Annotated in this window: 22 protein-coding genes; 9 read left to right on the plus strand and 13 right to left on the minus strand. The window is 64.9% G+C overall.

The window, feature by feature from the left end; all coding sequences use genetic code 11:
• Positions 1-79 precede the first annotated feature (79 nt).
• Positions 80-514, plus strand: a complete 435-nt coding sequence (locus ACAX61_RS08275) for an MAPEG family protein (RefSeq protein ID WP_370714289.1) — start codon at positions 80-82, stop codon at positions 512-514.
• On the opposite strand, the gene ACAX61_RS08280 is transcribed toward ACAX61_RS08275, so the two are convergent.
• The 4 genes from ACAX61_RS08280 to ACAX61_RS08295 all read right to left on the minus strand — a co-directional run bounded on the left by ACAX61_RS08280 (position 511) and on the right by ACAX61_RS08295 (position 4,544).
• A complete protein-coding gene (locus ACAX61_RS08280) occupies positions 511-1,524 on the minus strand; it encodes a glycosyltransferase family 4 protein (RefSeq protein WP_370714290.1) in 1,014 nt (337 codons plus the stop codon). The genes ACAX61_RS08275 and ACAX61_RS08280 overlap by 4 nt on opposite strands.
• On the minus strand, positions 1,521-3,104 hold the full coding sequence (locus ACAX61_RS08285) for an alpha-amylase family glycosyl hydrolase (protein ID WP_370714291.1): 1,584 nt from the start codon (positions 3,102-3,104) through the stop codon (positions 1,521-1,523). The genes ACAX61_RS08280 and ACAX61_RS08285 overlap by 4 nt, the downstream gene beginning before the upstream one ends.
• Positions 3,101-4,198: a glycoside hydrolase family 130 protein gene (locus ACAX61_RS08290; RefSeq protein WP_370714292.1), complete on the minus strand. Its 1,098-nt coding sequence runs from the start codon at positions 4,196-4,198 to the stop codon at positions 3,101-3,103. Before ACAX61_RS08290 ends, ACAX61_RS08285 begins: the two co-directional genes overlap by 4 nt.
• 67 nt (positions 4,199-4,265) lie before the next feature.
• On the minus strand, positions 4,266-4,544 hold the full coding sequence (locus ACAX61_RS08295) for a chorismate mutase (RefSeq protein WP_325283289.1): 279 nt from the start codon (positions 4,542-4,544) through the stop codon (positions 4,266-4,268).
• A gap of 100 nt (positions 4,545-4,644) precedes the next feature.
• On the opposite strand from ACAX61_RS08295, the gene ACAX61_RS08300 reads away from it, so the two are divergent.
• On the plus strand, positions 4,645-5,658 hold the full coding sequence (locus ACAX61_RS08300; RefSeq protein WP_370714293.1) for a polyprenyl synthetase family protein: 1,014 nt from the start codon (positions 4,645-4,647) through the stop codon (positions 5,656-5,658).
• 175 nt (positions 5,659-5,833) lie between these two features.
• Positions 5,834-6,127, plus strand: coding sequence for a hypothetical protein (locus ACAX61_RS08305; protein WP_370714294.1), 294 nt, complete (start codon positions 5,834-5,836; stop codon positions 6,125-6,127).
• Between the two features lie 38 nt (positions 6,128-6,165).
• Here ACAX61_RS08305 and ACAX61_RS08310 read toward each other — a convergent pair whose 3' ends face one another.
• A complete protein-coding gene (locus ACAX61_RS08310) occupies positions 6,166-6,360 on the minus strand; it encodes a hypothetical protein (protein ID WP_370714295.1) in 195 nt (64 codons plus the stop codon).
• 91 nt (positions 6,361-6,451) lie between these two features.
• Here ACAX61_RS08310 and hrpB point away from each other — a divergent pair, with 91 nt between their 5' ends.
• The 5 genes from hrpB to paoC all read left to right on the plus strand — a co-directional run bounded on the left by hrpB (position 6,452) and on the right by paoC (position 13,079).
• Positions 6,452-8,896, plus strand: a complete 2,445-nt coding sequence (hrpB, locus tag ACAX61_RS08315) for an ATP-dependent helicase HrpB (protein ID WP_370714296.1) — start codon at positions 6,452-6,454, stop codon at positions 8,894-8,896.
• A gap of 10 nt (positions 8,897-8,906) precedes the next feature.
• A complete protein-coding gene (locus ACAX61_RS08320; RefSeq protein ID WP_370714297.1) occupies positions 8,907-9,188 on the plus strand; it encodes an ETC complex I subunit in 282 nt (93 codons plus the stop codon).
• Between the two features lie 93 nt (positions 9,189-9,281).
• Positions 9,282-9,935: an aldehyde dehydrogenase iron-sulfur subunit PaoA gene (gene paoA / locus ACAX61_RS08325; protein ID WP_370714951.1), complete on the plus strand. Its 654-nt coding sequence runs from the start codon at positions 9,282-9,284 to the stop codon at positions 9,933-9,935.
• Entirely contained in the window at positions 9,932-10,873 is a 942-nt protein-coding gene (locus ACAX61_RS08330; protein ID WP_370714298.1) for an FAD binding domain-containing protein, read from the plus strand. Before paoA ends, ACAX61_RS08330 begins: the two co-directional genes overlap by 4 nt.
• A 4-nt stretch (positions 10,874-10,877) precedes the next feature.
• A complete protein-coding gene (gene paoC / locus ACAX61_RS08335; protein ID WP_370714299.1) occupies positions 10,878-13,079 on the plus strand; it encodes an aldehyde oxidoreductase molybdenum-binding subunit PaoC in 2,202 nt (733 codons plus the stop codon).
• Positions 13,080-13,100: 21 nt separating this feature from the next.
• Here paoC and ACAX61_RS08340 read toward each other — a convergent pair whose 3' ends face one another.
• Genes ACAX61_RS08340 through ACAX61_RS08365 form a run of 6 tightly spaced genes read right to left on the minus strand, consistent with a single transcriptional unit; the run spans position 13,101 to position 18,807 of the window.
• Positions 13,101-14,009, minus strand: a complete 909-nt coding sequence (locus ACAX61_RS08340; RefSeq protein WP_370714300.1) for a ParB/RepB/Spo0J family partition protein — start codon at positions 14,007-14,009, stop codon at positions 13,101-13,103.
• A complete protein-coding gene (locus tag ACAX61_RS08345; RefSeq protein ID WP_370714301.1) occupies positions 14,006-14,785 on the minus strand; it encodes a ParA family protein in 780 nt (259 codons plus the stop codon). The genes ACAX61_RS08340 and ACAX61_RS08345 overlap by 4 nt, the downstream gene beginning before the upstream one ends.
• A complete protein-coding gene (gene rsmG / locus ACAX61_RS08350; protein WP_370714302.1) occupies positions 14,782-15,399 on the minus strand; it encodes a 16S rRNA (guanine(527)-N(7))-methyltransferase RsmG in 618 nt (205 codons plus the stop codon). The genes ACAX61_RS08345 and rsmG overlap by 4 nt, the downstream gene beginning before the upstream one ends.
• Positions 15,396-17,228 carry a tRNA uridine-5-carboxymethylaminomethyl(34) synthesis enzyme MnmG gene (gene mnmG / locus ACAX61_RS08355; protein WP_370714303.1) on the minus strand — a complete coding sequence of 611 codons (1,833 nt, stop codon included), beginning with the start codon at positions 17,226-17,228 and terminating at the stop codon, positions 15,396-15,398. Before mnmG ends, rsmG begins: the two co-directional genes overlap by 4 nt.
• Before the next feature lie 54 nt (positions 17,229-17,282).
• Entirely contained in the window at positions 17,283-18,566 is a 1,284-nt protein-coding gene (gene mnmE / locus ACAX61_RS08360) for a tRNA uridine-5-carboxymethylaminomethyl(34) synthesis GTPase MnmE (protein WP_370714304.1), read from the minus strand.
• Positions 18,567-18,570: 4 nt separating this feature from the next.
• Positions 18,571-18,807: a DUF6489 family protein gene (locus tag ACAX61_RS08365; protein WP_370714305.1), complete on the minus strand. Its 237-nt coding sequence runs from the start codon at positions 18,805-18,807 to the stop codon at positions 18,571-18,573.
• A 73-nt stretch (positions 18,808-18,880) separates the two neighbouring features.
• Here ACAX61_RS08365 and ACAX61_RS08370 point away from each other — a divergent pair, with 73 nt between their 5' ends.
• Positions 18,881-19,579 carry a dienelactone hydrolase family protein gene (locus ACAX61_RS08370; protein ID WP_370714306.1) on the plus strand — a complete coding sequence of 233 codons (699 nt, stop codon included), beginning with the start codon at positions 18,881-18,883 and terminating at the stop codon, positions 19,577-19,579.
• A gap of 59 nt (positions 19,580-19,638) precedes the next feature.
• Here ACAX61_RS08370 and ACAX61_RS08375 read toward each other — a convergent pair whose 3' ends face one another.
• Both ACAX61_RS08375 and rho read right to left on the minus strand, forming a co-directional pair.
• Positions 19,639-20,367: a TerC family protein gene (locus ACAX61_RS08375; RefSeq protein WP_370714307.1), complete on the minus strand. Its 729-nt coding sequence runs from the start codon at positions 20,365-20,367 to the stop codon at positions 19,639-19,641.
• Positions 20,368-20,460: 93 nt separating this feature from the next.
• Entirely contained in the window at positions 20,461-21,717 is a 1,257-nt protein-coding gene (gene rho / locus ACAX61_RS08380) for a transcription termination factor Rho (RefSeq protein WP_370714308.1), read from the minus strand.
• Positions 21,718-21,789 lie beyond the last annotated feature (72 nt).

The following is a 21,789-nucleotide window of genomic DNA, read 5'->3' on the forward strand; positions in this document are numbered from 1 at the left end:
TGCGCCTATACCGATTTTCCCGTACGTTGCAAGTCATGGTCGCCAATGGCAAGCATCGGGCGAACCAGGGGGATGCACGATGGGGCTGCCTGTTACGTTGGCAACGGCCGGTGCCGCGGCGCTGATCAACCTGTGGCTGGCGGTGCGAATCGTCCGAATCCGCCTGGCTCGGCAAATCGCATACGGTGACGGCGGCGATTCGCGGCTGGCGCAACGGATGCGTGCCCATTCCAACTTCATTGAATACGCCCCCATCGTGCTGATCCTGATCGCGGCGATCGAATGGACGGCGGGCACTTCGTTGTGGCTGGCGCTGGGCGGCGGTGCGTTCATCCTCGGCCGAATCGCTCATCCGATCGGCATGGACGGCTTCCTGCCCGCGCGTCAGTTCGGCACCGTCGTCACGCTGACGGTTACGGCGCTGCTGGGAATCGCGGCAATTGCTCTGCCCTTTGTCCAGAAACCGGTGATGGCGACCGACGGGCCAGTCGTCCCCAACGTCTATCGCGGTTAGGCGCGAGCAAGGACGCGTTCGTACAGCGCGATATAGTCGTCGGCCATTCGATCGACCGAAAAGCGCGCCTTCACTGCGCGGCGACAGGCATTGCGGTCGATCGAATCGATTCGCGCTACAGCCGCCACTGCCTGATCGAGCGAATCGACCAGGAAGCCGGTCACGCCGTCCTCGATCAGCTCCGCCATCGATCCGCGCCGCATGGCGATGACGGGAGTACCGCAGGCCATTGCCTCGATCACCGACAGGCCGAACGGCTCGTCGAAGTTGATCAGGTGGAGCAGCGCACGTGCCTGTCCCAGCGCCGCGATGCGCTCGGCCCCGCCGACCGCGCCGGGGTGACGGATGTGCGCGCCGTCCAGATGCGGCGCGACGGCGCGTTGATAATAGCCCTCATCCTGCACGATTCCATACATGGCCAGCCGCCGCCCGGTCGCCTGCGCGACGGCGATCGCCTCCGCCGCGCCCTTGTCGGGGTGCATCCGGCCGAAGAACAACAAATCCTCCCCGCCCCGCGCGTCGAAGGGGAAGTCGGCGAGCGGGATGCCATGGTGAATCGTCGCCGCATAGCGAAGCGCCGGATGCCGGTCCGCGTCCGAAATCGCCACATAATGCACCCGGTCCTGATAGGGCGCATACATCGGCAGGATGCGGTCCGACGAAAAGCCGTGGATCGTCGTCACCATCGGCGTGTCGACCAGATTGGCAAAGGCATGGGCCGGAAAGTCGGCCTGATTATGGATCAGGTCGAACTCGCCCGCGCGTTCGAACACATGCGCCAGATGGCGGTGTTCCCACACCTTGGCGTCGACGCTGCCGTCCTCGCTATACGGCGCAGGGACCACGGCGGCGAGCTTGGCGGTGGTCAGCGAATCGGCGGTGGCGAACAGGGTCACGTCAATGCCGCGTTCGACCAGTGCCTCGGTCAACAGGCTCGTCACCGATTCCCATGGCCCGTAATGGCGCGGTGGGGTGCGCCAGGCGATGGGGGCGATCATCGCGATCTTCATGCCAGGATCAGACCTTCATCGGGTTTCAGCGTCAGCCCCTCGCCATCGGGCGCGGACAGGTTGGCAAGCGTGCCCATGCGCGGCGACAGCGACCGCGCCCATTCGGGCAGTTCAAGGCGCGCCGCCGCGTTCGTCAGGTTTAGCGCCACCAGCACCCGCTGCTCACCCTGCCGCCGCTCATAGGCCAGCACCGCATCATCGGCATGGACCGGATGCCAGTCGCCGGTCGCGAGGGCCGGTGTCGCTCGGCGCAGCGCCAGCAAGTCGCGGTGCAGCCGCCACATCGATTCCGCCGCCCCGCGCTGAGTCGCGACATTGCGCGTCCGCCAGTCGGGGTGGAGCGGCAGCCATGGCTCCATTGTCGAAAATCCTCCGTGCGGCTCGTCATTCCAAGCCATCGGCGTCCGCACCGGATCGCGGCCCAGCCCCAGCCCCGGCTCACGCAACTCACGCGGATCGGTGACGCGTTCGGGCGGGATGGCGACATCGGCCACGCCCAGCTCATCCCCATAATAAAGAGTCGGTGTGCCGCGCAGCGTCAGCAGCAGCATCGCCGCCACCCGCGCCTGTGCCGCACCAAATCGCGTTGCGGCGCGCGGGCGGTCGTGATTGCCCAGCACCCAGTTGGGCCAGCCATCGCCGGGCAGCGCCAGTTCATATGCTTCGATCAGTGTCGCCAGCGCGCGCGCATCCCATGGCGCATCGATCAGCTGGAAATTAAAGGGCAGATGCACGCCCGGCGCATCAGCACTGCCATAATAGTGCATCAGCCGTTCGACCGGCAGATAGATCTCCCCGATCAGCAACCGCTCACCATAGCCGTCCGCAATGGCGCGCATTTCGGCGGCGATGTCGTGCACTTCGGGCTGGTCGGTCGAATGAAGCTGCAGCACGCGCCACATCTCCCCCATTCCCTTCCGGTAATCGGGATTGGGCGGATTGTCGGGAAAGTCGGGGTGCTTCACCATGTGCCACAGCACGTCGATTCGAAATCCGTCGACACCGCGATCGAACCAGAAGCGCAGCACATCCATCATCGCCGCGCGCAAATCCGGGTTGCGCCAGTTCAGGTCGGGCTGCTCTTTCAGAAACGCATGGCTGTAATATTGGCCGGTTGCGGCGTCATATTCCCACGCCGGTCCGCCGAAATCGCTGATCCAGTTGTTGGGCGGGCCGCCGTCCGGCGCCGGATCGCGCCAGATATACCAGTCGCGCTTGGGATTATGGCGCGACGCGCGGCTTTCGACGAACCATGGATGCTGGTCGGAGCTGTGATTCGGCACGAAGTCGAGCAGCACTTTCAGGCCCAGCTCATGCGCCCGCGCCAGCAGCGCGTCGAAATCGGCCAGCGTCCCGAACCGCGGATCGACGCCGCAATAATCGGCCACGTCATATCCGAAATCGGCCATTGGCGACGGAAAGATCGGCGAGATCCACACCGCATCCACGCCCAGTTCGGCCAGATAGGGCAATCGCGCGGTGATGCCGGGCAGGTCGCCCACGCCGTCGCTGTTCGAATCCTGAAAGGACCGTGGATAGATCTGATACAGGACCGCGCCGCGCCACCACGCACGCGTCATGCGAAGCGCGCCTTGTCGATCCGCGTCAGGCGACAAGCGAGATCGGCTTCGCCGCTGGCCACCAGATAATGGTCGCCCGCATCGACAATGCCGGTCGTGAACACGACGCTGTCCAGATATTTGCTTTCGGCCAGATGCGCCGTCAGCTGCGGCGCCGGTTCGATCAGCGGGGCGTGATCGGTTGCGAGCACCTTGGCCGGATCTTCCGCGTCGAGGATCGACCAGTAGGTGCGGTAAATCCCCACTTCCGCCCCCGGCTCCACCCCATGCCACAACGTCAGCCAGCCGCGCGGCGTGCGGATCGGCGGGGTGCCGCCACCCATGCGCGCGGTCGCGACGGTGGCGGCATGCGGCCGCATCCCTGGCTTATCATAGGGTTTCCAGTGCAGCAGGTCGGGCGAAGTCGCCAGATGGATCGCTGGCCCAGCGCGCCATTCGCTGTCGGGGGGATAGGCGAACCAGGTTTCACCCAGAGGCCGGGTCTGTGCCCAATATCGGCCGCCCGCCTGCCCTTCGAAAATCAGCATGTCCTTGTTCTGATGATCGAGGACGATCCCCTCCAGCCGCCAGTCCATCGCATCGGTCGAACGATAAAGTGTCGTGCAAAGCCGTTCCGGGCTGACCGAACAGGTGGTCATCGCCCATTCGTCACCAATGCGGGAAATGCGCGCGTCCTCGACCCCGCAGGCCTGATAGCTGGCGACGGGCACGATCGCGCGGTCGTAATGGATCGCCACCACCGTCTCGCCATCGTTCGACAGCTCGACCGGCAACAGCCAGGACAATGACGTCAGCGCCAGTGGCTGCCACGGATCGCCGGTCAGCTTCAGGATGCGCGGATCGGACGAATCCACCCGGTCGGCGGGCCATTGATCGACCCGGTACCCCTCACCATCGAAGCGAAGCGACCGCGCGACGGGATCGCTCAACGCTTCGGCGACGCGGACCATCATCAACAGATTGCCCGACGGCAGGCGCGTGAACCCCGGATTGAACGCGCCGAGGATGAAGGTGTCCGCGTCGCATGTCCCACGCAGCGGCGAGCGCGACAGATCGACATCATCCGGCGTGAAGATCAGGAAATCGTCGCGCATCGTTCGTCCCTTCGCTCATGTCGCGCAAGAGGACGCCCGCACCGGCGCCGTTGTTCCGCCCGCCGGTTCAGCCGCGCAGGCGTTCGTGATGGCGGATCACCTCGTCGATGATGAAACGCAGGAATTTCTCGGAAAATTCGGGGTCCAGATCGGCCTCCGCCGCCAGCCGCCTGAGCCGCGCGATCTGCGCTTCCTCGCGCCCCGGATCGGCGGGGGGCAGGCCGTGTTCGGCCTTGTGCTGTCCGACCGCCTGGGTGACCTTGAAGCGTTCCGCCAGCAGACAGACCAGCGCCATGTCGATATTGTCGATGCTCTGTCGATAGCGCTTGAGCGTGTCGTCGGTCACGAAGCGGCCCCTTCCCCTACGGTCGGCGCCTGATGGCCTTTGGTCGGCCCATGCGCAAGCGACTTGCGTTTGTGCCGTTGAAAGGCCAAGTCGGCCCGCGATGACTGCTACCGTGCATCGCCTTGGGTCGCGCCCGCCTGCTTCGCTCGATCCGATGATCGCGATCACGGCGGATGACATGAATTGCGTCAACGCGGTGATCCTGGACCGCATGCAATCCGACATCCCCCTGATCCCAAAGCTGGCCGGCCATCTGATCGCCGGCGGGGGCAAGCGGATGCGGCCGATGCTGACGCTCGCCAGTGCGGCGCTGATCGGATATACGGGCACGCGCCATCACCGGCTGGCCGCGGCGGTGGAATTCATCCACACCGCCACCCTGCTGCACGACGATGTGGTCGACGGGTCCGACCTGCGCCGGGGCAAGCGCACCGCCAACATCATCTGGGGCAATCCTGCCAGCGTTCTGGTCGGCGACTTCCTGTTCAGCCGCAGTTTCGAGCTGATGGTCGAGGACGGCAGCCTCAAGGTTCTGAAAATCCTGTCGAATGCCAGCGCTGTCATCGCCGAGGGTGAGGTCAATCAGCTGACCGCCATCCGCCGCCTCGACCTGTCGGAAGAACGCTATCTCGACATCATCGGCGCGAAGACCGCCGCACTGTTCGCCGCCGCATGCCGGATCGCCGCGGTCGTCGCCGAACGGTCGGAGGCAGAGGAACAGGCGCTCGACGCCTATGGCCGCAACCTGGGTATCGCATTCCAGCTGGTCGACGACGCGATCGATTATGTCAGCGATTCCGATACGATGGGCAAGGATGCGGGCGACGATTTCCGCGAAGGCAAGATGACGCTTCCCGTTATCCTTGCCTATGCGCGCGGCGACGAAGCGGCCCGCGCTTTCTGGATGGATGCGATTCGCGACGGCAAAAGCGATGATGCCGCGCTGGCGGAGGCGATCCGGCGGATGCGCGAAACTCATGCGATCGAAGACACGCTGGCGCGCGCGCGCCATTATGGGCAACTCGCGATCGACGCCATCGGCATATTCGGCGCCGGCGCTGCCAAGGACGCGATGGTCGAAGCCGTCGAATTCGCAGTCGCCCGCGCATATTGATCGCAGCTCACCCTGCTGCAAGGGCGGCGGGACGCAGACCCCTTCACCTAACGCCTTATAAAAACAAGATTATTATTTTTCTGCCGCACACATGAACGGACTGTTGGAGTCGGTTCAGCGTAGCCCTGTCATCTTCTCTCCATCGGCCAGTCAGGCCCGTTATCGGGAGAAGATCATGCGTGTACCCGTTCTTTTCGCTGCCATTGCCGCCGCGATCATGCCCGCTGCCGCTTCGGCGGCGCCGCAATCCTGGGGGGCACATCGTTATGAAGCGCGGCACGATTGGCGTGATCATCGACGTGACTGGCGCCAGGATCGCCGCGACTTCCGGCGCGATCGCCGTCATGCGCGGCGACATTTCCAACGCGATCGCCGCCATGGCTGGCGCGATGCGCGCCGCTGGCATCATGACCGTCGCGATTATCGCCGCGACTGGCGCGGTGACCGCCGCTATTACCGCTGGCGCTGAGTCAGGCGGGGCGGCCAGCCGGCCGCCCCGTCCGCGCCTTATTCCTCTTCCTCTTCGATGCTGAGGACATCTTCCTCATCGCTGTTCAGCTGCTGATCGACCGCTTCCGCGATCAGGTCGAGCTGCTCGAACGTCGCGGTCAGTTCGATCGTGTCGCCATCCTCATCCTCGATCATCAGCATATAGCCGTCGCCCGTGGGGCTGATCGCGAAGCTTGCCAGTGCCTTTGCCATAGGGGTTCTCCATCGCGCGATTTTGGGGCTGCGCGATGGTGGCATACGCATGAATTGTGCCTTGGCTCCCTGAAGGGTAGCGCAAGGCGCGATGAATGACCTGCCGATCCACGCCGTCCTGCCCGATCTGCTCGCCGCAATGGCCGAGGGGCCGTCCGCCGTGCTGGTCGCGCCGCCGGGCGCGGGCAAGACGACGGCGGTCGCCCCTGCCCTGCTATCGACGCCGTGGTGCGCGGGCGAAGTGCTGCTGCTGTCGCCGCGCCGCATTGCCGCGCGGGCGGCGGCGGAACGCATGGCGGCGCTGGCCGGAGAGCCGGTGGGGCGCACCTATGGCTATGCCACGCGTCTGGACAGCAAGCGTTCGGCGGCAACCCGCGTGACGGTGATGACCGAGGGTATTTTCGTTGCCCGGATACAGGCCGATCCCGAACTGGCGGGCGTGTCGGCGGTACTGTTCGACGAAGTGCATGAACGCAGCCTCGACAGCGATTTCGGTCTTGCGCTGGCGCTGGATGCGCAAGCCGGGTTGCGCCCCGACCTGCGCGTGGTCGCCATGTCCGCCACGCTGGACGGGATGCGTTTCGCCGGTCTGATGGGTGGTGCGCCCGTCATCGAAAGTGCGGGCCGCAGCCATCCACTGGAACTCGTCCATCTGGGCCGTGACGCGAATGCACGGGTCGAGGATGCCATGGCATCCGCCATCCGACAGGCATTGCGGGAGCGCGAGGGCGGGTTGCTCGCCTTCCTGCCGGGCGTTGGTGAGATTGAGCGGGTGGCGGACCGGCTGGGCGACACGCCCGGCATCCGCCTGCACCGGCTGCACGGCAACATCCCCCCTGCCACCCAGCGCGCCGCCATCGCCGCCGAGCCGGACGGCGCGCGCAAGCTGGTGCTGGCAACCTCGATCGCGGAAACGTCGCTGACGCTCGATTCCATTCGCATCGTCGTTGATTCGGGTCTGGCGCGTCGCCCGCGTTACGACCGCGCGGCGGGGATGACCCGGCTGGTTACCGAACGCGCCAGCCAGGCGGCGGCGACGCAGCGCGCGGGCCGCGCCGCGCGGCAGGGGCCGGGCACTGCCTATCGCCTGTGGGAAGCGGCGGCGACGGCGGGGATGCCGCGCTTCGACCCGCCAGAGATTCTAGAGGCCGATTTGTCGGCGCTGACACTCGATTGCGCGATCTGGGGCGTTGCCGATCCGCGCGACCTGAACTGGCTGGATCCGCCGCCTGCCGCCGCCATCGACGAAGCACGACAGCGACTGACCACGCTGGAGGCGATTGAGGCGAATGGCCGCCCGACGCCGCATGGCCGCGCCATTGCCCGCATGCCGCTGTCGCCCAGGCTGGCGCATATGCTGGCGCGGGGTGGAGAGCTGGGCATGGCGCGGATCGCCGCCGAACTGGCGGTGCTGCTGGGGGAGCGGGGGCTGGGCGGCAACGACCCCGATCTTGACCTCCGGCTGCGCCGTTGGCGGGCGGAGCGCGGGCAGCGCGCGGACGCAGCACGGCGCATGGCCGCGCGCTGGGCCGATATGGTATCTGCCGGACCGCCCGGCGACCTGCCCGACCCGGTTGCGGCGTGCATCGCCCTCGCCTTCCCCGACCGGATCGCGCGCCGCCGCGATGCCAGCGGAGAGCGCTGGGCGACCGCAGGCGGCCGGGGACTGGTGCTGGACCCCAATTCCAGCCTGGCAGGCAGCGAATGGCTGGCCGTGGCGGAGACACAGGGGTCAGCGGCGGGCGCGCGCATCCTGTCGGCTGCGGCAATCGCGCAAACCACGGTCGAGGCGCTGTTCGCCCACCGCATTCAGACGAACCGCGAAGTCCGCTTCGACCGCGCCACCGGCGGTGTCGTGGCCGAACGAACGCGGCGGCTAGGTGCCATTGCCCTGTCACGCGGCCCCGATTCGGGCGCGACACCCGAATCGATCGAGGCGGCACTGGTCGATGGCGTGCGCCGCCACGGCCCTGCCCTGCTTCCCTGGAGCGAGGGGAGCCAGACGCTGCGCGCCCGCGCCGCCTATGCCGGTCATGCGCTCGACGATGCCGCGCTGATCGAGCGGCTGGATGACTGGCTGCCCGCGCTGGTGGCGGGCAAGCGGCGACTGGACGCCATCGCGCCGGGCGAGTTGACCGACGCGCTGCGAAATCTGATCGGCTGGGACGCGATGCGGGAGGTCGATCGCATTGCTCCCGCGCGTTTCGAAAGCCCGGCGGGATCCAGCCATGTCATTGATTATGCCGCCGAAGGGGGACCGCGCGTCGAATTGCGCGTGCAGGCGCTGTTCGGTGTCGCCGAACATCCGGTGATCGGGCGCGACCGCGTGCCGCTGGTCCTCAGCCTCACCTCCCCCGCCGGGCGTCCCATCCAGACGACGCGCGACCTGCCCGGCTTCTGGGCGGGTAGCTGGGCCGATGTCGCGCGCGAAATGCGGGGCCGCTATCCGCGCCATCCCTGGCCCGACGATCCTAGCGCCGCCGACCCGACGCTCAGGACCAAAAAGGCGGATGCAAGGCGCCGCGAATCGCGTTAGGAGAATCCCCATGCCGACCGCACGCATTTATCAGCAGCCGAAAAATGCCATGTCTTCGGGCAAGGCCCTGACCCATCGCTGGGTGCTCGAATTCGAATCGGGTGAAGCCAAGCGGCCCGATCCGCTGACCGGCTGGGCCGGTTCAGGTGACACGCGCGAACAGGTCATCTTGCGCTTTCCCACGGTTGAAGCCGCCATGGCCTATGCCGAGCGCGAAGGGATTGACGCCCACGTCATCCCCGCCCCCGTGCGCAAGCTGAAGCTCCAGGCATACGCCGACAATTTCCGCTAAATCAGGGGGAGCGGAAATCATACTGATCGGTTAACATGGTTTGAAACGACGCCGGTTTCCTGGCGTCGAGTGTTCAAGCCATGGGGGCCGATGATGCCGACATCCACCGCTTTCGACGTTTCCCGGCGCGGCGTTCTCGCCGGCGGCGTGGCGACCGCCGCGACCGCAACCGTGCCGATCGTTGCCGACGCCAAGCCTCAATCCACCCCCGGCGGCAGCATTCCGCGCGTACCCGTCACGCTGAAGGTCAATGGAAAGGCTGCGCGGCTTGAACTCGATCCGCGCACCACGTTGCTCGACGCGCTGCGTGAACATTGGAAGCTGACCGGCACGAAGAAGGGCTGCGACCACGGCCAGTGCGGCGCCTGCACCGTCATTGTCGAGGGGCGGCGCATCAACAGTTGCCTGACGCTGGCCGTCATGCACGAGGGTGACGAGGTGACGACGATCGAGGGCCTGGGCAGCCCCACCGACCTGCATCCAATGCAGGCAGCGTTCGTGCGTCATGACGGCTATCAGTGCGGTTATTGCACGCCGGGCCAGATCTGCTCGGCCGTCGCCGTGCTGGACGAGATCAAGGACGGCATCCCCAGCCACGTGACTGAGGATGTCGCCGCCGCGCCTGCCTTCTCCATGGAGGAAGTAAAGGAACGGATGAGCGGCAATATCTGCCGCTGCGGCGCCTATGCCAATATCTTTGACGCGATCGCCGATGTGGCGGGTGAGGCCAAGGAGCGCCGCGCATGAAGGCCTTTACCTACGAACGCGCCACGACCGCTGCCGAGGCCGCTGCCGCCATCGCGCGCACGCCGGGCGCCAAGTTCATTGCGGGCGGGACCAACCTGCTCGACCTGATGAAGCTGGAAATCGAAACGCCGACGCATCTGGTCGACGTGAACCGCGTCGGGCTCGACCAGATCGAGGAAACGCCAGAGGGCGGGCTGCGTGTGGGCGCGCTGGTCCGCAACACCGATCTGGCCGCGCATCCGCGCGTTCGCCGCGATTATGGCGTGCTGACACGCGCGCTGGTGGCGGGTGCATCGGGACAGCTTCGCAACAAGGCGACGACGGGCGGCAACCTGCTGCAACGCACGCGCTGCCCCTATTTCTACGACACTGCAAAGCCATGCAACAAGCGCAAGCCGGGAAGCGGCTGTGCCGCCCTTGGCGGGTTCAATCGCGGCTTGGCCGTGATCGGCACCAGCGAAGCCTGTATCGCCCAGCATCCCAGCGACATGGCGGTTGCCATGCGCGTACTGGATGCCGGGGTGGAAACGGTGAAGGGCGACGGGAGCACGCGCACCATCGCCATCGCCGATTTTCACAAGCTGCCGGGCAACACCCCGCATATCGAAAGCGCGCTGGAGCCCGGTGAGATGATCACTGCCGTCACGCTGCCGCCACCGGTGGCGGGCACGCATGTCTATCAGAAGGTGCGCGACCGCTCCTCCTATGCCTTTGCGCTGGTGTCGGTGGCGGCCATCGTGCCGCAGAACGGCCCCGCGCGCATTGCGCTGGGCGGCGTTGCCCCAAAGCCGTGGCGTGTCGAAGCGCTGGAAAACGGCGATGACGCCGCGCTGACCAAGGGCATCCTCGCCAACGCGCGTCCGACGACGCAAAACGCCTTCAAGGTGCCGCTGGCCCAGCGCACCATTTCCCACATTCTTGCCGAGGCAAGGAGCTGATCCAATGCAGTTCAACCAGCCTGCCGAAACCAATCCGATCGACCGCATGCGCGTGGTCGGCAAACCCATCGACCGCATCGACGGCCCGCTCAAGACTACGGGCCGCGCGCCCTATGCCTATGAGCGGCACGATGTCGTTCCCAACCAGGCTTATGGTGCGATCGTACCCGCGACCATCGCCACCGGCCGCATCACCCGCATCGACACGCGGGAGGCTGAAGCCGCCCCCGGCGTGATTGCCATCGTCCACCACGGCAATGCGGGCAAGCTGGGCAAGGCCAAGGCCATCACCGCCAAGCTGCTCGCCGGGCCAGAGGTAGAGCATTATCATCAGGCGGTGGCCGTCGTGGTCGCCGAAAGCTTCGAACAGGCGCGTACCGCCGCCAATCTGGTGCGCGTCGAATATGCGCGCGGCACCGGCGCGTTCGAGCTGGAGAAGGAACGTGGCAACGCCAAGAAGCCCGGCCGCTCCGCCGACACCGCCGTCGGCGATTTCGAAGGCGCATTTGCCAGCGCCCCGGTGAAGCTGGACGAAACCTATACCACCCCCGACCAGTCGCATTCCGCGATGGAGCCTATGGCAACCATTGCCGCATGGGACGGCGATCAGCTGAACGTCTGGACATCGAACCAGATGATCGATTGGGCCTGTCGCGACCTGTCGGAAACGCTGCTGATTCCGAAGGAGAAGATCCGGGTGCAGTCGCCGTTCATTGGCGGCGGCTTTGGATCGAAGCTGTGGGTCCGCTCCGATGCCATACTGGCGGCACTGGGCGCACGCGCGGCCGGACGGCCGGTGAAGATCGCGATGCCGCGTCCGGTAATGGTCAACAACACCACCCACCGTCCCGCGGCCATCCAGCGCATCCGCATCGGCGCGGATCGCAATGGCCGTATCGGTGCCATCGCGCATGAAGTGTGGTCGGGCGATCTGCCCGGCGGCGGACCGGAAACGGCCGCGAACCAGACGCGGCTGCTTTATGCCGGTGCCAACCGCATGACCGCGCATCGCCTGGCGACGCTGCACCTGCCCGAAGGTAACGCCACGCGCGCGCCGGGCGAGGCCGTCGGCCTTCTCGCGCTGGAAGTGGCGATGGACGAACTGGCCGAGAAGCTGGGCATGGACCCGGTGGAACTGCGCATCATCAACGATACGCAGGTCGACCCCGAAAAGCCCGAACGCCCCTTCTCGAAGCGCCAGCTGGTCGAAAGCCTGCGGATCGGTGCCGAACGCTTTGGCTGGTCGGCGCGCAAGGCGAAGCCGGGACAGGTGCGGGATGGCCGCTGGCTAATCGGTTACGGCATGGCATCGGCGTTCCGCGACAATCTGGCGATGGATTCGGCCGCTCGCGTCGGTGTCGATTCCAAGGGCAAGGTCACGGTAGCGACCGACATGACCGACATCGGCACCGGCAGCTACACCATCATCGCTCAGACGGCGGCGGAAATGATGGGCGTCGAAGTGGATGACGTCATCGTCCTGCTGGGCGATTCGTCCTTCCCCGTTTCCGCCGGATCGGGCGGCCAGTGGGGCGCCAACAGCTCGACGGCGGGCGTCTATGCCGCTTGCGTCAAACTGCGCGACGCGATCGCACAAAAGGCCGAATTCGACCCCGCGACTGCCGAGTTCGCCGATGGCTTTGTCCAGCAGGGCAACAAGCGCGTCCGGTTGCGCGAAGTCGCCGGTGCCGAAGGGATTTCCGCCGAAGACACGATCAAGTTCGGCGACCTGACCCAGCGTTATGCCCAAGGCACGTTCGGTGGCCACTTTGCCGAGGTCGGCGTCGATTCCGTCACCGGCGAGGTCCGTATTCGCCGGATGAGCGGCGCGTTCGCTGCTGGCCGTATCCTCAACCCCAAATCGGCGCGCAGCCAGGTCATCGGCGCGATGGTGATGGGGGCGGGCGCGGCGTTGATGGAGGAACTGGTCGTCGATCCGCGCTTCGGCTATTTCGTGAACCACGACCTGGCCGAATATCATGTGCCGGTGCACGCCGATATTCCAGTGCAGGACGTGTTCTTCCTCGACGAAACCGATGACAAATCCTCGCCCATGAAAGCCAAGGGCGTGGGTGAGCTGGGGATTTGCGGCGTCGGCGCGGCAGTCGCCAACTCGATCTACAATGCGTGCGGCGTTCGTGTGCGTGAATATCCGATCACGCTGGACAAGTTGCTGGCCAAGCTGCCGCCGGTCAGCGCCGCCTGACCGACAGCGCGTCGGGCGGGATCAGATGATCTCGCCCGACAGCCGCTGGCAGACCATGTCGAGCTGATCCAGCGTCGAATAGCTGAGCGTCAGCGTCCCGCCCTTGTCTCCATGCGCGATGCGGACATTCAGGCCCAATACGTCGCCCAATTGACGCTCCAATGCAGCGATATCGGCATCGCTGGACGGGGCGGGCGTCGTCTTTCGGGTACCGCGCGGCTCGGCACCACCCTTGGCGCGCGCCAGCTTTTCCGTTTCGCGAACCGACAGCCCCTTGGCGATGATCCGGTCCGACAGCGTCTCGGGGTCGGGCGCGTTGATCAGCGCACGGGCATGACCCATGCTGAGCGCACCGTCGATGACATGCTTCTGCACGGCCACCGGAAGGTCCAGCAATCGCAACAGGTTGGCTACGTGGCTGCGTGATTTGCCAACCAGTTTGGCCAGCGCTTCCTGCGTATGGCCGAATTCCTGGATCAGCTTTGAATAGGTATCGGCCTCTTCGATCGCATTCAGGTCCTGACGCTGGATATTCTCGACCAGCGCAATTTCCAGCGTTTCGGCATCATCCAGATCGCGGACGATCACCGGGACCTCATGCAGCCGCGCACGCTGAGCAGCGCGCCAGCGTCGCTCCCCGGCGACGATCTGATAATCCTTGCCATGCGGTCGCACGACGATCGGCTGAATGATCCCGCGCTGCGCGATCGACGACGCCAGTTCCTCCAGCGCGCCCTCATCGAAATGCCGGCGTGGCTGGCCGGGATGCGGGGCGAGCGAGCTGACCGGCAGATAGCGGACACTTGCCCCGCCGGCCGCGCGATCGCCCGTGCCGCCAGACTCGGTACGCGGCGCGGAATCGCCGAGCAACGCGCTCAGACCGCGGCCCAGGCCTGACGGGCGGCTTTTCTTCGGTGCCGTTTCGCTCATGCTGCCCTCGCCAAGCTGGGCATCCGCCCGATTACTTCCCGCGCCAACGCGATATAGGCCTGCGAACCCGCACAACGATGATCATAGATCAGCGCAGGCACGCCGTGACTGGGTGCTTCGGACAGCCGCACGTTGCGCGGGATCACCGTATCAAACACGACGCGACCCAACACTGCACGCACGTCGTCCGACACCTGATCAGTCAGGCGGTTACGGCGGTCATACATGGTTAGCACGACGCCTAGGATCGACAGTCCGGGGTTGAAGCGTTCCCGGATGCGCTCAACCGTGGACAGCAACTGGCTCAATCCCTCCAGCGCGAAGAACTCGCACTGGAGCGGCACCAGCAACGCATGGCTGGCCACCATAGCATTGATGGTCAGCAGGCCCAACGACGGCGGACAGTCGATCAGCACCACGTCCCATTGCGCCTCGCTGCGCGCGATCGCCTGATTCAGCCGGTGAGTTCGAGCGTCGAATTCAATCAGCTCGACCTCTGCTCCAGACAGGTCGACGGTGGCGGGAACGACCTCAAGACCCGGAACGCGCGTTGCGATCGCCGCCTGATCCAGCGTCAGCTCACCAAGCAGCAGGTCGTAGCTCGACTGCTCCCGCTCGTCCTGGCCGATGCCCAGTCCAGTCGATGCGTTACCCTGAGGGTCAAGATCGATCAGCAGCACGCGCTGGCCGGTGGCGGCGAGCGCGGTGCCCACGTTGATGGCACTGGTGGTCTTACCCACCCCACCCTTTTGATTTGCGACGGTGATGACGATCATCGGCGCTGCACCTTTTTCGCAACAATGATTCCAGATTCAGAAGCCGTGAGGCTTTGTTCCACGTGGAACACACCTTGCCATGTTCGACGCGCATCGACCAGTTCGGATTCACCAGATTTGCCCTTCGGCAGCAACCAGAGCGTCTGGGGGGCGCTCAAATGCGCTGATGACGCAAACAAATCGTCAAGCGACGCCACCGCCCGTGCAGAAATAACCGCTGCCGGTTCCAAGGTGCGAAGCGACTCCGCCTTACCCAGATACGTCGTTGCATTCAGACCAAGTTGATCGACGACGGCCGACAGGAACTCAACCCGTTTCCGCCTCGGCTCGATCAGCACCACCGGGCGTGATTGCAGGATTGCCACGACGAGCCCCGGCAATCCTGCGCCGGTGCCGACGTCGTGCCATGCGCCCTCACCTGCCTGCTCGGCCAGAGGGACAAGTTGCGCGGAGTCCAGAACATGCCTTTGCCACACCTCGGTAAGCGTCGATCGGGCGATCAGGTTCTGACGCTCGCTTTCGGCGACAAGCAGGGCGACAAACGCCGACAGCCGGTCCACTGCCCCGCCGCCCCAGCGGGTGGCGATCCACTCGCGGGCCTGTTCCTCGTTCATGCCGCAAGTTTCCGAAGGTGGAGCAGGATTGCCGTCAGAGCGGCAGGGGTTATTCCGCGAATCCGTCCCGCTTCGGCCAACGTCGCTGGCCCCGCGGCGCCCAGCCGTTCGACCATTTCGGACGACAGGCCTGGTACTGCGGCATAGTCCAGGCTGGCGGGCAAGCGCACGTCCGTGTCGCCCTTCATCATCGCCACTTCGGAATCCTGTCGCTCCAGATAGGGCGCGTAATGCGAATCCTCGACCGCCTCCGCCAGCACCTCAGGATCGAAGCCGTCAGTATCGGTCAAACGATGCGCCACGACATTTGGGAAGCGCAGCCACTCGCGCACCGATCGGCGTACGCCATCCATCGCGACGTCGAACCCCAAAGCGCGGACGGCATGCGGGGTCATTCGGGTGTCGAACGCTGCCTCAATTTCAGCGCGGGCGATCGAACGCTGCTCAAACCGGCGGCACCGCGCCTCGCCAGCACAACCCAGTTCGATCGCCATCGGCGTCAGGCGTGTCTCGGCGTTGTTCGCGCGCAACCGCAACCGGTGCTCTGCTCGCGCCGTCAGCATTCGATACGGCTCGGTCACGCCCTGAAGCACAAGATCGTCGACCATCACCCCGATATAGCTGTTCGCGCGGTCGAAGGTCACCGGCGCCCGCCCCAGCGCGGAGAGACCCGCATTAAGCCCCGCCACCAGCCCCTGCGCGGCAGCCTCTTCATAGCCCGTGGTGCCGTTGATCTGCCCCGCACAATAGAGGCCGGACAGCGCCCTGACGCCCAGCATATGGTCGAGCGCACGCGGGTCGATATGGTCATATTCGACGGCATATCCCGGCGTGACAATTCGCGTCCGTTCCAGACCGTCGATGCTCGCGATCATCGCGGCCTGAACGTCTACGGGCAGAGATGTGGAGATCCCATTCGGATAGATTAGCGGATCGTCCAACCCCTCAGGCTCGAGGAAGATTTGATGCCCGTCGCGGTCGCCAAAGCGGTGGATCTTGTCCTCGATCGATGGGCAATAACGCGGCCCTTGGGCGCCAATCGCGCCAGTGAACAGCGGCGAGCGATGCAGCGCCGCCGCGATAATCTCATGCGTCCGCGCGTTGGTGCGCGTGACGCCGCAAAACACCTGCGGCAACTCGCGCTGCCGCGTCATTGGCGACATGGTCCACGGATCGACATCGCTTGGCTGTTCGGGCAGCCGCCCCCAGTCGATGGTCCGGCCATCAAGGCGCGGAGGCGTCCCGGTTTTGAGCCGAAACATGGGCAGATCGAGCGAGCGCAATTGCTGTCCGAGGCGCGTGGCAGCACGCTCACCGATCCGCCCGCCTTCGTCCCGCTCCTCACCGCGATAAATGCGCCCGCCCAGGAACGTCCCGCTGGCAAGTACGACGCTGGCGCAAGTCAGTTTCTGACCGTCGGCAAGCATAACGCCGGCGATGCGGCCCTGTTCGACAACTAACGATTCTGCCTCGCCTTGGACGACGGTCAGATTGGAGGTCGCCGCGAGCATCGCCTGAATCGCTGCGGCATAGAGCCGCCGATCCGCCTGAATGCGCGGCCCCTGCACAGCGGTGCCCTTGCTGCGGTTGAGCATGCGATAATGGAGCGCAGCCGCGTCGGCGGCGCGCGCGATCAACCCGTCAAAGGCGTCAACCTCTCGGACTAGATGCCCCTTCCCCAAGCCACCGATCGCCGGGTTGCAGGACATTGCACCGATTTTGGTTGCGTCGAAGCTTATCAACGCGGTCCTCGCGCCCAGACGCGCAGCCACAGCAGCCGCCTCGGTGCCGGCATGGCCACCGCCTATGACGATAACATCATATTGCATGATGCCGTTATTACGACCGCGCCGCGTAGCCGTCAAAATGTTCCACGTGGAACACTATTTTCCGATGCAGAATCGTTCGAACAGCGCATCGAGCATGGACTCGGTATCCGACCGCCCCGTTAATCGATGCAAATTGCGCCTTGCTTCGCTTAGGTGATGGGCGATCAGCAGGGGGTCCGCAGACGAACCTGCGCAGATCAAGTTGCGATGCACTGCAACCATGCAGTCCCGCTGCCGTCGATTAAGCGCCCGCCCGTCTTCTGGCGGCAGGCGGCCCCGGATGCGTTCGTGAATTGCTTGCCATAACGCATCCAGGCCGACGCCCGCCTTTGCCGACACAGTCAGCCGCTCCCCGCTGGCATCCTTCCGCCCGGGAAGATCGGCGCGTGGAAGCAGCCACAGCATTTCAGGACGGGATGGCGGACTGTCACCCAGCCAAAGAACCAGATCGGCAGCGTCGATCGCCGCCGCCGCTCGCTCGATTCCGATCGCCTCAACAGGGTCCGAAGTCGCTTCGGCCAGACCCGCCGTGTCCGTCAGCAGGAACTGCACGCCGTTATGCACCACAGGGACTTCGATCCGGTCGCGCGTGGTTCCCGCAATGTCGGACACGATTGCAGCCTGGCGTCCGACAAGGCTGTTCAGCAGCGTCGACTTGCCAGCATTTGGCGGCCCCGCCAAGACGATACGGAATCCGTTATGAAGCGCATCCACCGTGGGGTAGGCGAGCCAGGCTTCGACCTCGGCAGCAAGCGCATCTACACCGTGACGCACTGCGGCTAGTTGCGCCGCGTCGTTCGCCGCATCTTCCTCATCAGCGAAATCGAGCATCAACTCAATCCGCGCGCTGAGCGCCAACAAACGGGATTCAAAATCGTCTATGTTGCGTCGCAGCACGCCATCGGCGGCTAGAATTGCTGCACGATGCTGCGCCTGCGATTGTGCCGAGAGCAGCGCTGCCAGCGCCTCCGCCTGAGTCAGGTCGATCCGTCCGTTGGTCAGCGCGCGGCGGGTAAACTCCCCTGGCTCGGCAGAGCGAACGCCCGGCTGCGTCAGCAGCGCCGCGATGATCGCGTCGATTACCGCCGGTCCGCCATGAGCGTGCAATTCGACCAGATCCTCGCCAGTCGCAGTATCGGGCGCAGGAAAGATCAGTACCAGCGCGTGGTCGAGCAGCGCACCATTGTGCGACAACCGGCGCACCCTCGCTTCGCGCGCAGGGGGCAGAGAACCAGCCAGCGCCGTCGCCGCAGCAAGGGCATGAGGCCCGCTCAGCCGAATCACGCCGATTGCCGCTGGCGGTGCGCCGCTCGACAGCGCAACGATGGTATCGTTCATGATATCAGTCGCGCGAGCCCTTGCCCGACGTGTCGAACAACTGCCGCCAGAAGGTCAGCCCCGCCTCCCCCATCGGCGCCCAGCTTTTCATCAGCGTCTCGATCAGTTCAGGGCTGGCGCCCTTTTCCATCGATTCCTGAATCATCGCGACATAGCGTTCATGGATGGGGGTGAAATCGGGCAGGCCCATGGCGCGCCTTGCTTCTTCGGGGGTGCAGTCCACCTCGACGTTGATTTTCATTCCTCACTCCGCCTAGCGAACCTGAGCGACGATAGGCACGTTCGGGTCGCGCACGCAACCGAGAGGGAAAACGGTGAGCCAGATCAATATCGACAGCATCGACGGCGCAGGCAGCTTTTCAGCCTATGTCGCGGAACCGGGCGGCACGCCACGCGCGGCCATCATCGTCATTCAGGAGATTTTCGGGGTGAACCCCGGCATCCGTGCCAAGTGCGACAAGCTTGCCGCCGACGGCTATCTGGCGGTCGCCCCGGACCTGTTCTGGCGGATCGAACCGGGCATTCAGCTCAATCCCGATGTGCCCGAACAGATGCAGCGGGGACTGGATCTGATGGGCCAGTTCGATCAGACCCTTGCCATCCGCGACATTGAAGCGACCATCCGCGCTGCGCGGGCGCGTCTTGGTGACGGGGGCAAGGTCGGCGTCGTCGGCTACTGCCTTGGCGGACGGCTCCCCTATATGACCGCCGCGCGGACCGACAGCGACGCCAGCGTCGGCTATTATGCAGTGGGCATCGACGGTCTGCTGGATGAGCGCCACGCCATCGCCAATCCGCTGATGCTGCACATTGCGGGCGAAGACGGGTTCGTCGACCACGCTACGCAAGCCAAGATGCACGACGGGCTGGACGACCACCCAAAGGTCACACTGCACGACTATCCCGGTGAGGATCACGGCTTTGCCACCGAAATGGGCAAGCGTCGCTCCCCCGCCGCTGCCGACCAAGCCGATGCGCGGACACGCGCGTTCTTTGCCGAACATCTGGGCTGACACGAAAAAGGGGGAAGCGATCGCTCGCTTCCCCCAAATTTTGGTTCGATCGGACAAGTTCAGGCGAAGAAGCTGATCACGCCCAGCGTATCTTCGGTCCCGACCCAGCCTTCATAGATCATGCGCAGCGCGACAAAGACGATCACCGCCAGCCCGAAATAGGCGATCCAGCGATAGCGATCGATCAACCGGGCGATAAAGTTCGCGGCCAGACCCATCAACGCTACCGACAGCAGCAGCCCGACGACCAGAATGCCGGGATGCTCGCGCGCAGCCCCTGCAACGGCCAGCACATTGTCGAGGCTCATCGACACATCGGCCACCGCCACGGCCCAGGCGGCCCCGGCAAAGCTCTTGGCAGAGCGCAGGCCCGAATCCTCGTCACCGGCGATTTCGGGTGAGCCCTCGCTATGGCCGCCCGAGCGGATTTCGCGCCAGAACTTCCAGCTGACCCACAGCAGCAGCAGGCCGCCGGCAAAGATCAGGCCGACAACGCCCATCAACCAGCTGACGATCAGCGCAAAGGCGATACGCAGCACCAGCGCAGCGCCGATACCGATCAGGATGACCTTGCGCCGCTGATCCGCGGGAAGGCCGGCGGCCAGCGCGCCGACGACGATCGCATTGTCGCCCGCCAGCACCAGGTCGATCATCAGCACCGACCCGAACGCCGCAAGCGCCGCCGGTTCGGTGATGTTCGAAAAGTCGGCAAGAATATGCTGCCAGATTTCGGCCGGCGATCCGATGCCGCCCGTTGCCGCGGCGGCGCTGTAGATAAGATCGAGCATGGATAGTTCCTAGACAGCGAAACGGCGCGAGCATAGCCCGCGCCGCTGGTTCGGACGGTGGACGTTCGGCTGTCGCCGGAACGCCCCGCCAGCTTACTGGTTCATCGAATCGAAGAAATCCTCGTTGGTCTTCGAATCCTTCATCTTGTCGAGCAGGAACTCCATCGAATCGATGGTGCCCATCTGCATCAGGATGCGGCGAAGCACCCACATCTTGGACAGAATTGGCTTTTCGACCAACAATTCTTCCTTGCGGGTGCCCGATTTGCCCACGTCCATCGCCGGGAAGATGCGCTTGTCGGCCACCTTGCGGTCGAGGACGATCTCGGAGTTGCCGGTGCCCTTGAACTCTTCGAAGATCACTTCGTCCATGCGGCTGCCGGTATCGATCAGCGCGGTCGCGATGATCGACAGCGAGCCGCCCTCCTCGATGTTGCGGGCCGCACCGAAGAAACGCTTGGGACGCTGAAGCGCATTGGCATCCACACCGCCGGTCAGCACCTTGCCCGACGACGGAACGACCGTGTTGTAGGCGCGGCCAAGGCGCGTGATCGAATCGAGCAGGATGACGACATCCTTCTTGTGCTCGACCAGGCGCTTGGCCTTTTCGATCACCATCTCGGCGACCTGCACGTGGCGCTGTGCCGGTTCGTCAAAGGTCGAGCTGATGACTTCGCCCTTCACCGAACGCTGCATGTCGGTGACTTCTTCAGGGCGTTCGTCGATCAGCAGGACGATCAGGAACACTTCGGGATGATTGTCGGTGATCGCCTTGGCGATGTTCTGCAACATCACCGTCTTGCCGACGCGCGGCGGCGCGACGATCAGCGTGCGCTGGCCCTTGCCCTGCGGCGATACGATATCGATGACGCGCGCCGACTTGTCCTTTTGCGTCGGGTCCGCGGGGTCCAGACGCAGCTTTTGTTCGGGATAAAGCGGCGTCAGATTGTCGAAATTGACCCGGTGACGAACCGCATCGGGATCGTCGAAATTGACCGAGACGAGCCGCGTCAGCGCAAAATAACGCTCGCCATCCTTGGGCGCGCGAACTTCACCCTCGACCGTATCGCCGGTGCGCAGGCCGAATTTGCGGACCTGATTGGGCGAGACATAAATGTCGTCCGGCCCGGCAAGGTAATTGGCTTCCGGGCTGCGAAGGAAACCGAAACCGTCGGGCAGCACTTCGATGGTGCCCAGCCCCATGATCTGTTCGCCATTTTCGGCCTGGACCTTGAGGATCGCGAACATCAGATCCTGCTTGCGCATGGTCGATGCGCCTTCCACGCCCAAAGCTTCGGCCATTTCGACCAGTTCGGCGGGGGTTTTCTTCTTTAGGTCCTTGAGGTGCATGGGGTGCGTCCGGTTGGGAAAATGAGCGTCGGTCGGCTCGGCAGGACGCCGGCTGCGATGCTGGAGGAAGGA

The sequence above is a fragment of the Sphingomonas sp. IW22 genome (genome assembly GCF_041321155.1).
Lineage (GTDB): Bacteria > Pseudomonadota > Alphaproteobacteria > Sphingomonadales > Sphingomonadaceae > Sphingomonas.

Coding starts and splice junctions, on each gene's coding strand:
- ACAX61_RS08275 (WP_370714289.1), top strand. CDS start 80: ATGGGGCTGCCTGTTACGTTGGCAACGGCCGGTGCCGCGGCGCTGATC.
- ACAX61_RS08280 (WP_370714290.1), bottom strand. CDS start 1,524: ATGAAGATCGCGATGATCGCCCCCATCGCCTGGCGCACCCCACCGCGC.
- ACAX61_RS08285 (WP_370714291.1), bottom strand. CDS start 3,104: ATGACGCGTGCGTGGTGGCGCGGCGCGGTCCTGTATCAGATCTATCCA.
- ACAX61_RS08290 (WP_370714292.1), bottom strand. CDS start 4,198: ATGCGCGACGATTTCCTGATCTTCACGCCGGATGATGTCGATCTGTCG.
- ACAX61_RS08300 (WP_370714293.1), top strand. CDS start 4,645: ATGACTGCTACCGTGCATCGCCTTGGGTCGCGCCCGCCTGCTTCGCTC.
- ACAX61_RS08305 (WP_370714294.1), top strand. CDS start 5,834: ATGCGTGTACCCGTTCTTTTCGCTGCCATTGCCGCCGCGATCATGCCC.
- ACAX61_RS08310 (WP_370714295.1), bottom strand. CDS start 6,360: ATGGCAAAGGCACTGGCAAGCTTCGCGATCAGCCCCACGGGCGACGGC.
- hrpB (WP_370714296.1), top strand. CDS start 6,452: ATGAATGACCTGCCGATCCACGCCGTCCTGCCCGATCTGCTCGCCGCA.
- ACAX61_RS08320 (WP_370714297.1), top strand. CDS start 8,907: ATGCCGACCGCACGCATTTATCAGCAGCCGAAAAATGCCATGTCTTCG.
- paoA (WP_370714951.1), top strand. CDS start 9,282: ATGCCGACATCCACCGCTTTCGACGTTTCCCGGCGCGGCGTTCTCGCC.
- ACAX61_RS08330 (WP_370714298.1), top strand. CDS start 9,932: ATGAAGGCCTTTACCTACGAACGCGCCACGACCGCTGCCGAGGCCGCT.
- paoC (WP_370714299.1), top strand. CDS start 10,878: ATGCAGTTCAACCAGCCTGCCGAAACCAATCCGATCGACCGCATGCGC.
- ACAX61_RS08340 (WP_370714300.1), bottom strand. CDS start 14,009: ATGAGCGAAACGGCACCGAAGAAAAGCCGCCCGTCAGGCCTGGGCCGC.
- ACAX61_RS08345 (WP_370714301.1), bottom strand. CDS start 14,785: ATGATCGTCATCACCGTCGCAAATCAAAAGGGTGGGGTGGGTAAGACC.
- rsmG (WP_370714302.1), bottom strand. CDS start 15,399: ATGAACGAGGAACAGGCCCGCGAGTGGATCGCCACCCGCTGGGGCGGC.
- mnmG (WP_370714303.1), bottom strand. CDS start 17,228: ATGCAATATGATGTTATCGTCATAGGCGGTGGCCATGCCGGCACCGAG.
- mnmE (WP_370714304.1), bottom strand. CDS start 18,566: ATGAACGATACCATCGTTGCGCTGTCGAGCGGCGCACCGCCAGCGGCA.
- ACAX61_RS08365 (WP_370714305.1), bottom strand. CDS start 18,807: ATGAAAATCAACGTCGAGGTGGACTGCACCCCCGAAGAAGCAAGGCGC.
- ACAX61_RS08375 (WP_370714307.1), bottom strand. CDS start 20,367: ATGCTCGATCTTATCTACAGCGCCGCCGCGGCAACGGGCGGCATCGGA.
- rho (WP_370714308.1), bottom strand. CDS start 21,717: ATGCACCTCAAGGACCTAAAGAAGAAAACCCCCGCCGAACTGGTCGAA.